Here is an 11,223-nt window from a genome sequence, read left to right on the forward strand (position 1 = left end):
TCTTCTTCCGTGGTGGAGATGACATGGCCGTAAAGAATTATTGAAGCCTTGGAAATAATTTAGGCCATGGCATCGGTCCCTAAAATCCAACGATTATAGGGACCACATAGCGAAGAAGGGTCTTTTCTCCTGCCCGACGGCAAGGCGGGTTTGTTTCGTTTACTTTGGACAAGCAAAGAAAATGAAAGAATGATTTTAATAAAAGTTTTATTCGATTATGCCCAATAAATAGAGATAAAATCAAACAAAAAACACACAACAAATCATCTCAATCCCAATTTTTGCAGAAACACAACAATTAATCATGGTCCCTGAATTCCTCCCTGTTACTTAGAACTCCTCAAGGTTTCCTATTTCTAGTGAAAAATTTAAATGCAAGATAAAGCAGTCCGAAAATAACAATTGCCAACTAATTTGAACTCATATATTTACTTTATGAATGTTAGTAGTCTCATAATTGCACCTAAGGGTAAATCTTAAGGGTAGTGGCAGATTGTCTGAGTTTTCACTGACAGACCGGGATCAAGCACGAACGGGCTACGAAACTCCAAATACTCCCATCATTAGCTTCTAAAATTCCAAAATCATACCTTGATTATCTTCCTATTCTAATGCATTTTCGGTTACAGTTGACTTTTCATCCTAACGGGAAGGCAATCATCTTCGGTCCCTGGACCTTTGTGAACCGGTCCAAATGTTGCCATTTTTATCTTCGTAGATACGCCCAACAAAATTCTGTGAAAAATTGGTAAATGTACGCCTGTCATAGCACCAAAGGCCGGGTGAGGGGGACAAGTGGAGCAAACACCTGGAACAAGACGCACTATATTTTATGTTATGCTTAGTTTGTATTACTTTTTTCTAAGTCCAATTTTTTCAAAAGGAATGGATTCAAACTTAATTTTATTTACCGCTTCATTGATGTTTTTTAGGGAATAACCACCCTCCTCCAAATTAGGAATTTCCTTGTCCATGTCCATTTCCAGATTCTGTTTAAATACAGTTGAGTCAGGCATTCGCAAAGTAGTTTGGGTACATTCAATAAAGACATTCTGAATTATAGAATTCATATTCAGATCCTCATATATTTCTAAAAGTTCGGGATATCTGGATATAAACAAAAATCGGTTCTTCTCAAAGAATTCAAGAGATTTCTTGGTGTAATTCGTCCAGTGATCTTGTGACCATGAAGTAAATGAGATGCCAGCACTACATTGATAAAATAGATTGTTCCAAATTAGGTTATGATTACCTCCATGAATTTGTATGGCTCCGAAAAGCCCACCAGCACAATTTTTGAATATATTGGAATACACCAAAGATCCAGATATGGCATCATCAAACCTCATGCCTGCTCTGCCTGTATGGGCATTAATCTTATCCTGACCAACAGGCCCTACATCGTAAATATAATTGTAGCGAAAAACATTACCTCTGTAAGTCGGGTCGCCCCACATATCAATGGCACCCTGATCATCGGACTCAGTGACAACCTTGAACATTTCATTGTATTCAATGATATGATCGTTTCCATTTATTCGCATTGCACTACTTGGAATATCGTGAATTTTAGAATGCTTTACAGTTGTGCCAACTCCATCCACCCATATTCCAGGAGTGTAGGTACGATCAATTCTTGACACATCATGGAGATGACAATTATCAATAATAAAATCTGCCCTTTCAAGAGTTTCTCTATTGCCGCCTGCCACTCTAATAGCACCCCGCCCCATATCATAAATATGGCAGGAAGAGATTGTATTCTTATGTCCATTGTTCATTTTAATGCCTTCACCAACGAATCCATTTATTTCACAATCCAGAATATTTATCTGACTGCTATTATTGATACTTATTCCATTTTCTGCGCCCATCTGAAATTGAATGCCTTTAATTGTAATCCATTCGGCTTTGTTAATTTGGAGCAGTGGTGTTTCGCAAACAGAAAGTTCCAGTGTTCCATTTGTGATATCTTCTGGAGGATAGAAATATATTTTTTTCTTTTGGTAATCATATGCCCACTCTCCCGGTTCATCAATCTCTGAAATTACATTGTAGGCTGCAAAAGGTTTGTTTCTTGAAAAATTATAGTGGTTATAGGGCGGTGTAAGCCACATAATATGCTGATTGGTATCAATTTCAGAAACCTGCTCGTAAGCATCGGCCCACAAATATTTCCAGTAACCATGGAGTAATATATTTGGTTCTGCTTTCCAACCAGAAATATGTTCATCCTCATAAACAATACCTGTTTTTTCCATCATTGCCAATGAGTCTGTTACGGTATGTGTGAATTTGGAATAGCCATTATTTGGCCACCTGGAAAGTGGCATTGGCTTTCCGTTAAAGTAAAGTTCTCTTAAAGTGTAGGGGGCTGGAGTGTTTTGGCCACCAAACCCGGATAGTCGAATCTTATTAAATTCTGATAGTCCGGTTTTTGTTAAATCAATCTCAATAATTTTACTTCCAATTTCAGGGGCTTTCTTGTACAAAAAATGATTCTTGGAAAGCATACTATAATCTTTAATTGGAATAGCGCCAGAGATGATAACTTTCTCTCCTTTATTGCTTTGGTAGATTATAGGTGATTTTTTAGTGCCAGATGCATCGGCGTCCAATATTATTCCCTTGCTTAACCTATAAGTTCCTTCATGAAATATAACTCGAATAGTATCATAATGGACTTGTTTCATCATGATCTCCTTGACCAATTGTTTTGCTCGTTCAATGCTTGCAACAGGTTTTTTTTCTGTTCCCTTATATTGGTCATTACCAAAGGGAGAAATATGTATGGAAGTTTCCTGACCATAAAGATCAGCACAAAACATGAGTAGGAAAGGTAGAACTAATTGAATTGATTTGTTGATTTGCTTTGTTTTATTAAGTTTCATTGTCTTCTTCTGTAGGCTCTCTGTAGGTAAGCGTAACGTTTATGTGTATAACTAGTGGCGTGTTTAAGCACCTAATTTAACAAATTAAACCTAACCAGCCAGCTGGCAGGCTGGTAGAAAATCTGTACGGCTACGCTTTTTGGACAGGGGAGGATTTTTCGAGTATACAGAAAACAAGTAACCTACCGAAACGTCCGTGCGGTATGGGGTGGGGTAATTAGGCAACTTGTCATCCAAAGCTTTTTATTTTTCACCATATCCTATTATTGCTGAATGTGGAAATGAATAGCCTTTTCCTTTTTTAAAGGAATCACAATTCTTAACAAAGTCGTTTTTAATATCATCTTGCTTATCTTCAGGGAATAAGTGTAAATTGCCCCAATCCCAACACCCAGTAATTAAAGGGTCGAGAGTATCCATATTCCAACTTGTATCTAATTTTTCTAATGTGAAATTTTTTAAACTAGCTTTTGTTACCATTTCATTATAAGTGTCAAAATCTGTAACTCCAAATAGTGGTCCGTGAGGTAGGGCAGACAATTCGTGATGATTTGCGAAAGCTTGAAAAAAAGCTCCTAATGAACTTTGTTCTTCATTGGCACCCCAAACTGCAAAAGCAAATTTTCCTTTTGGTTTTAAAACTCTATTTATCTCTTTAAAAACTTTATTTGGTTCCGCAAAATGATGCACTACAAAATTTGCTATTACAACATCCATTGAGCCATCTTCTAGTGGGATATTTTCGGCATCGGATTGTTTAAATGTGATACTCTGATAGGCTGAATTGGCTTGGTCTATCATTTTTTGAGAAAAATCTATTCCAATAACTTTTGCTCCAGCTCCACTAATTTTAATTGTTGAGTTTCCAGCACCACAACCTATGTCTAAGACGTTAACATTGGAACCTACATTGGTTTTACTCATTAATAGAGGAAGTGTTTCATTGGTTAAAGTTGCCCAAGTTTCGTTATAACTTGGTGAGCATCTCGTCCAAGTTTCTAATTCATATTCTCGTACAGCTTTGTAGTTTGATTGTTCCATAATGTTAAATTTATAAAATTAGCCTTGTTTCAAATTTTTGGTAACAATTGGATATAGGTATTAACTATATATCACTTATAAAAACTACAAGCTTACAAGCCATTACCGAAATACATTGCTGTATCCTACAATTCTTATTGATCCAATATAATGTTCTGTGTTGGGCAGCGGGGGCAGTACTACAACCAAATGTTTGTTACTATTCTTCTAAGATAACGAATATTGGTATTGGTATTTGCTTAATCGATAAAATAATGCTTTGTTTGCTGTACTTAAGTTTTCATTGACTATAAAATGGTTGTTAATTACCGTTTTTTAAGGTACTGCCAATTCAATGCGATTATTAAAAAGAAGTTTATCCAAGTCATTTTCATTACACATCATAATTCAGATATTTTGCCGTAATAACTAACCAAAAAACATGAAAACAAACAATTGTATTACATCAGCATTCTTTGGTCTTTGTTTATTTTTAGGAATACTATCTGGTAATGCACTGCTGGCTCAAAGCAATGATACGGCAACCTTACCCGAGTTTACTGTAGATGTATCCAAAACCATGGGTGGTTTCAAGCCCTTGAACGGGGTTAATGGCGGTCCGAGAATTAGATTGGGAAATGCATTTGACAATAGTGAATATTTCAAAACCTTCGGCCCTCCACAGGTACGCCTGCATGATACACGGTATTCCGATGAAGAAACGGTTGATATCCATACCATCTTTCCAAACTTTGATGCCGATGAAAATGACCCGGCAAACTATCATTTTCAAAAGACGGACCTTTATATAAAGTCGATCTTGGACCTGGGCGCAAAAGTAATATTTAGATTGGGAGAAAGTATAGAGCACGGGGAACCAAAATTTTACATCCATCCTCCGGCAGATTTTGAAAAATGGGCGCGCATTTGTTCCCGGATAGTGCAACATTATAATATGGGCTGGGCCGAAGGGTTTCATTGGGATATTCAATATTGGGAAATTTGGAATGAGCCGGACATCGCAGATTGCTGGTCAGGAACTCAAGAACAGTATCTTCAATTATATGAAATAACGGCCAAGACCTTAAAAAAATTGGATGCCAACCTAAAAGTTGGAGGTCCTACAATCGCCTTTAACATGGACAGTGAGCTTGGCGAGGCTTTCCTTAAACATTGTAAAAAAACCAATTCCCCTTTAGACTTTGTTTCCTATCATATCTATAGTAAAAGTACGGACGACTTCATGAAAAGAATTGAAATATCCAACGCCACCATAAGAAAACATGGGTTTAAAGATGTGGAAATCAGTCTATCCGAATGGAATTACATACCATACTGGCCCGATGGAAAAAACAGAGAGGCATCAAGGGATGTATTTGCCCAAACCACCGGCGCCACTGGCTCAGCCTTTACCGTCTCAGTTTTATCTTATATGCAGGATACAGAACTGGATATGGCGCAATACTATTCCGCTTTTGGAACCATTTTTCGTATTGGGCTTTTTGATGAATCAGGAATACCCAAAAAAGCAATTCATGCCTTGGAAGCCTATCATAAAATGGTACAATTGGGCACGCGGGTTTCTACTTCAGGAAATAATCAGGAAACGGGTGTTTCTATTATTGCATCTACCGATTTGGGTGAAGGAAAAACAGCCGTTTTGTTAAGCAATTTTGATGATGATACCTCTCGTTATAAACTACAGATCAAGAACGTTCCTTTTAAAAACGAACTGAAGTGTAGCGAATATGTATTGGACGATACTCACAATTTGGACTTGGACCGCGAACAAATATTGAGCAGCAAAGATTTCAGCCTCATAGTGGACTTGCCCAAATCCACGGTTAGATTACTTCTTTTTGAAGCTATGTAAAGGGTCAAAATTATGAAACACCTTTATCCCCATACTACTGCGGCTTACGGATAGCCGAATAGGAGGGAAGGGGTACGGGCTTATACTGTAGTTATATTTAGGTGCTCTGTATTAAGCTTGTCTTTTGTGGAAGGAGGTTGAAGAATACTTTATTCTAAATAAGGTGGGTTCTATCGAATTTTAATGGTTAAAGAGTAGTTGATGGCAATGTTGTCCGGTCGAGCCTGCCTGCGTTAGGGACCGCGGCGGCATCCCCGCAGCACCGTAAGGGATATAGCTAAGGGCCCGCCCGAGGTAGGAGGGAACGCCCAAAGAATAGGCCAGGTATTTTGCTTTAGGTCGTTGTTATGGTCTGTCCACTATATAAATTACAAACTCATTAATGCTGCCGGAAAGTAATAAATTAAATATAGGGTATATACTTCCTTTATGCCGCATAGATTTAGTCGAATACAAAATCATTGAACTGAAAATAAATCATTGGATTTGATTGAAATATTGTTTCTTTTTTGTTTGAGTAATTATTAATATCTCTATTCTCCTTTATTATTTCCGTTAGATAATGCCCATAGTTGTCAATGCCCTCGAATTTACTAATTTCAGTCTGCTGTAATTCAAACGAATTGGATTCATATAAAGTAAAAAACGGGATGTTTTGTAATTGCTCTGGAATTTTAGGAATAACTACTTCGTTTGTTTTTTCACTGTCGAATAAGATTCTCCATTCATAAATATCTTTTTCCTGGTCCTCTTGTAATGAAATTCTACCTATTGAATGCCCTTCACCGGTTTTATTGAGTATAACCTTATTACTTTGGATTATAGGATTTAATGTCCAATTTGGTATCGTATATTCCTCCAAAGGAAGTCCCAGTCCTTCTGTGTGGAAATTTTCCATTGAAAGGCGATGACGATATTGGTAAAACGAATCGTTATAGCTATAAATTATGGGTAATGTAAAATTAGTGGTTCCTTGCCCCCATAGGGTATGGTAAATATTTTTTTGGACATCGTTTTCATTTTCGTAACCATAAATTGTAAGATGGGTTTTTATTTCGGGTTGTTGTTGAAAGTTGGAAAAGGAAATGCTTCCCGAAGTTGAATTGGCGTTAACAAAATTATTTGCCTCCAACTGAAAATCTTCGGATAAAGGTCTATCAATAAATAGGTAGTGATAATTCGTGAAACTTTGATCTAATAAATAGCTTAAGTAAATTTTATTCGTAGTTAAATCATTCGTTGTTTCAGGAATTAATGTTTGAAATAGCCATTCTTGATCTGTGTTATTTAAGCTTGTTCTGTAATCAATACCAGATCCCAGGGGATGAATATTGTCCCCAAAACCAATAGCAGGCACTAATTTATTTTCAAAGACGCGAAAGCGTTCTGGGACCTTTAGATTAATTTCGTTGAGATTATCCTTCGTTAAATTCTGAAAAGTTGTGGCATATGAAAAACTGTTTTCATTCCCGGGATTGAAAGTCATAAAAGTAATCATGAATTCTTGGGTCAAATCAAAATCCTCAGGGGCATATATCTTTATTTGTCTGGTGGAAGCAGTGATAGGTTCTGTTGTTGATTCTAAATAATTTCCGTCCATATCAGAAGCGAAAACATAAACGTTTTCGAAAAATGAATTGAGAAACCCCTCTGGAATATTAATATCCAAAAGATATTCCCTATTAAAAATGACTATATTTTTTTCTATTGTAGTTTCGTTACCCGCTTTATCATATGCAATAATTTTTAAGATGGCATTAGAATCAAATTTTTTCAGACTAGACGTTGAAGTATAAGATGATAAGTCAATACTTAAATCGAAGGGTGATGATGTATCTTCTGCAACTTTTTCATTGTTAATATAGACTTCAACCTTACTAATGCCACTTACATCCGTGGCCTCAATCTTAATGTTTATTTTCCCTGACACGCGAATGGGGTCGTTGGAAGAAACTTCAATATCTTCTATGGAAAAACTAAGGGTAGGAGCTGTAGTGTCCACCGTTTCTTTCGATGTTTCTTCTGTATCCGTTGTACATGAAAAACAAACAAAAAATATCAAAAAAAGATATTGAAGACTGGTTCTTTGCATGAATAAGGTTTTAATTTTTTAATCATAAAATTAACGAACTTTATTCTTCAATATTGCTTTATGAAATTGGCAAATTATGAATGGCATAGTAATAATTAGAAATCCATAAATCCGTGTTTGTTTGTACTAATGATGGAACTGGTTTTCTTTGAATGGACAGATCGTAAACCATATTGTGGAGGTTTTAAGGAGGATATTTTTAGAATGTTGTATTTACTTTGTAAGCGGTTAGTTGTTAAGGTCTGTCCACTATATAATTCAGTTCGGTTACTCCACAATTAAATTGGTGGGTTGTTAATAGTTTTAGTTTTGTTTTGTCTTGGATACCTTTAAACAACGGAATGCCCTGTCCTAGAATAATAGGGTTGACAAATAGCCAGTAGCCGTCTATTAAGTTCTGTTGCATAAGTGAATGTGTTGCTGTTGGACTTCCAAATAGCAAGATGTCCTCACCTCCGCCTTGGCCGGATTGTTTTATTTCATTTATGTTGTCCGAAAGCTTGTTGCTGATTATTCTTGTGTTGGTGAGATCTGCGCCTTTCATAGTTCTGGACATAACAACTTTGTGGGAATTGGCATACCACTTGGAATGTTCTTTGTCGTGCTTGGTAGCTCTTGGCTTGTCTGCCGCGGTAGGCCAGTAATTTTCCATCATCTCATAGGTTACCCGTCCATATAGTGCAGTGTCGCCCTTGCTTATCCGCTTCCCTACATGGTCAAAAATTTCTTCATCAAGTTTCATCCAGTCCATTTCCCCCTTTGGTCCTGCTACAAAACCATCCAGCGATATGTGCGCAAATGATATTATTTTTCTCATAATAGGTGTGTTTTTATTCTTTTTCTTCAAACCATTTCACAATAGCGGGCATATTTCTCTCGAAGCCACCGGGTATAAAAAAGTTAAGAAGTCCAGCTTTTTCGTTGGTCCTGTTGGCAAAGTCGTGGATGGTTTTCGCTGGTATTCTTAAAAAAGTGCCTTTTTCAACATTGATCCATTTGTCGCCGATCAACACGGCTACCGTTCCTTGCAGGCCATAAAACACTTCGTCGTTATCCTGGTGTTGATGTGCCCCTGGACCTTCGGAATTTGGTTCTAACCACCATTCCGAAATACTGTATTTATTGGCAGTTTCATTTTCATCTGCCTTGAATATTGCCGTCATTGTTCCACAATTATAAGTTCTCCCTTCGCCTGAATTGAGAATTATTGTGTCGGTTTCTTTGGCCTTATGCTTCATTGTTTTGTCATTGTGGTTGTTTAGTGAATGTTTTTTTGCTTGAAGGTAACGACGGTAATAGCAACAAGTTACTATATATTTAACAAATTATAAGTCAATTGGCGTTTTCCATCCACCATGCACATGGCGAAATTTTACCACGCTATTAGGCGCGTACCTTTCTTGGGTTGTGCAACTCAAAATTGAATATCCCACTATGGCAGCTGTTCTCCAATCCTTTAGTTTCATTTTTGCGCAAGTATTGAAAACAACCATTTGATTAATTTTAAAAAAAGCAGAAGAAGAGGGTGAAATATTATAATCAAGAATATCATGGCAGACTCATTAGAACCTGGAAGCTGCTTTACCTGAATTATAATTTGAATTAAAATGCCGGTAAAAACGAGATAAAGTAAAGAATAACCCAAAATTGATAAAAAATAACCCCATCCCGTATCAATAAACAAAATAAGTATAGAGCTGAAGATGAGATAGCAACCAAAAACAAGACCTCCAATGTTCCACAAACTTTCAGCTTGGTCTTTGCCAAAAATAAAAAGCGACAAAACAGTTAAGAGAAAAAATCCAATTGTCAGGTATAGTGGGGTAGAAAGGTATGAGAACATCTATATCTTAAATTTTATTTTAATCAAATAAGTGGGCAGGCTTAATAACAATAGAATTAGCCAATGTTGCGTATTGCGTGTTTTCCAATTTCCGTCAATGTTCTATAATCTCAACCCACTAATTTATTCAATATTGACTTATTGATTTGATATATTTGGTAACATTAAAAAAGGTATCTACCCAATAATCCTGTTCGTTTTCTTTAAGATAAATTAATAGTTCCTGTAATGCTTCATTGGATACGTTTAGGTAACCACCTCCAACACTATGAAACATAAATGTGGCAATAGTCCCATTACTTCTTGCTTCTTTTACATAATCGATTAGTTCTTTACCGGTATGACTGTCTACACACCAACTTGGCATAAAATTAATGTCGATATTTTCCATGGTTTTCGGTATTGGGCCATCACTTCTTGCTGCCGAAAATAGTTTCTTCACTATATCCACGTAGGTGGAATCGCCCTGTACTTTAAAATTTGAGCAGGTATAACCATATGTTCTGTTCGTTTTTCCATCTACAGCTTTTAAGAGTGTGTTGGCAGTATATAATTCCATTCGCATTTGCTCTCTAGTGTAATTGTTTAAGTCATATTCTGGTGTAACCCAATCGAATAATCTACCATCACATGGGTGAAATAAAGAATGATTGCCAAGTTCATGGCCATTTTCAACAATCTTTTTCCATTCAGAGGTGCGATTATGTAAAGACTCCTTATTCCCTGGACAATAAAAAGTTGCTTTCACATTATAGGAATCAAGCAAGGGTATGGCATTATCCAGATGTGAATCTTGACCATCATCAAAAGTTAAACAGACCGCGGCTTTTTTATTTTCAGGCCATTTGAAGTTCTTATTTATAGCTTGAGAATATGAAAATTGGGCGGTCATTATTATAACCATTGCATAGATGAATATTCTTTTCATAATTATATTTTTATTACTCAATATATAAACCTTATAACCCAAAATGGCTTTGGATATCCGGGTATAGCAACAAGTTACTATATATTTAACAAACTATAAGCCAACAACCGTTTAATTTAAGCCATGCACATTGTTAGGTATAACTATCTCCATTACGGCACACTAAATCGCATTTAACCTAGCCTATGTGGCTATGTCGTTATTATTTCTTTTTCTTGTTTTGAGAATTAATAAGGACAATATGTAAATCAATACAAGGTTGAATGGTATTACTATAAATCATAATTATTCATGGATGATGGACTCAGGTCTCTTATTTTTATTTTACAATAATAAGCACACAAATAGTTACTCATAATCAGGATTGCGAACATACACTCTTTGATTACCACTAAATCCTTCAACTTCGACTGCGGTCTTATCTGCTACAAACTCGAGCTGCATTGTTTCCGGTTCCAGCATTTGCATTAAAAAAACACCTTGGTCTTGCTACATTTGTTGGGACACTTAGTTAAGGGCAATATTGAAAAATCCTTAACTTGGTAAAACGATGAAAGAAAACAGAAGAATCTACAG

The 11,223-nt window shown here is 36.3% G+C and carries 7 protein-coding genes; 1 reads left to right on the forward strand and 6 read right to left on the reverse strand.

Annotation, left to right across the window (positions count from 1 at the left end):
- Positions 1-851: 851 nt before the first annotated feature.
- The gene (locus MWU82_RS23475) at positions 852-2,891 is read right to left on the reverse strand and encodes a right-handed parallel beta-helix repeat-containing protein (RefSeq protein ID WP_247098151.1); all 2,040 of its coding nucleotides are present in this window, start codon (positions 2,889-2,891) and stop codon (positions 852-854) included.
- 243 nt (positions 2,892-3,134) lie between these two features.
- Positions 3,135-3,932 carry a class I SAM-dependent methyltransferase gene (locus tag MWU82_RS23480; RefSeq protein ID WP_247098152.1) on the reverse strand — a complete coding sequence of 266 codons (798 nt, stop codon included), beginning with the start codon at positions 3,930-3,932 and terminating at the stop codon, positions 3,135-3,137.
- A gap of 421 nt (positions 3,933-4,353) precedes the next feature.
- Here MWU82_RS23480 and MWU82_RS23485 point away from each other — a divergent pair, with 421 nt between their 5' ends.
- A complete protein-coding gene (locus tag MWU82_RS23485; RefSeq protein WP_247098153.1) occupies positions 4,354-5,784 on the forward strand; it encodes a glycosyl hydrolase in 1,431 nt (476 codons plus the stop codon).
- Between the two features lie 442 nt (positions 5,785-6,226).
- On the opposite strand, the gene MWU82_RS23490 is transcribed toward MWU82_RS23485, so the two are convergent.
- The 4 genes from MWU82_RS23490 to MWU82_RS23505 form a co-directional block, all read right to left on the reverse strand.
- The gene (locus MWU82_RS23490) at positions 6,227-7,876 is read right to left on the reverse strand and encodes an Ig-like domain-containing protein (RefSeq protein ID WP_247098154.1); all 1,650 of its coding nucleotides are present in this window, start codon (positions 7,874-7,876) and stop codon (positions 6,227-6,229) included.
- A gap of 235 nt (positions 7,877-8,111) precedes the next feature.
- Positions 8,112-8,693, reverse strand: a complete 582-nt coding sequence (locus MWU82_RS23495) for a dihydrofolate reductase family protein (protein WP_247098155.1) — start codon at positions 8,691-8,693, stop codon at positions 8,112-8,114.
- Positions 8,694-8,706: 13 nt separating this feature from the next.
- Positions 8,707-9,114, reverse strand: a complete 408-nt coding sequence (locus MWU82_RS23500) for a cupin domain-containing protein (protein ID WP_247098156.1) — start codon at positions 9,112-9,114, stop codon at positions 8,707-8,709.
- A 732-nt stretch (positions 9,115-9,846) separates the two neighbouring features.
- On the reverse strand, positions 9,847-10,647 hold the full coding sequence (locus tag MWU82_RS23505; RefSeq protein WP_247098157.1) for a polysaccharide deacetylase family protein: 801 nt from the start codon (positions 10,645-10,647) through the stop codon (positions 9,847-9,849).
- Positions 10,648-11,223 lie beyond the last annotated feature (576 nt).

Origin of the sequence: Arenibacter sp. S6351L (assembly GCF_023016025.1) — a bacterium.
GTDB lineage: Bacteria > Bacteroidota > Bacteroidia > Flavobacteriales > Flavobacteriaceae > Arenibacter > Arenibacter algicola_B.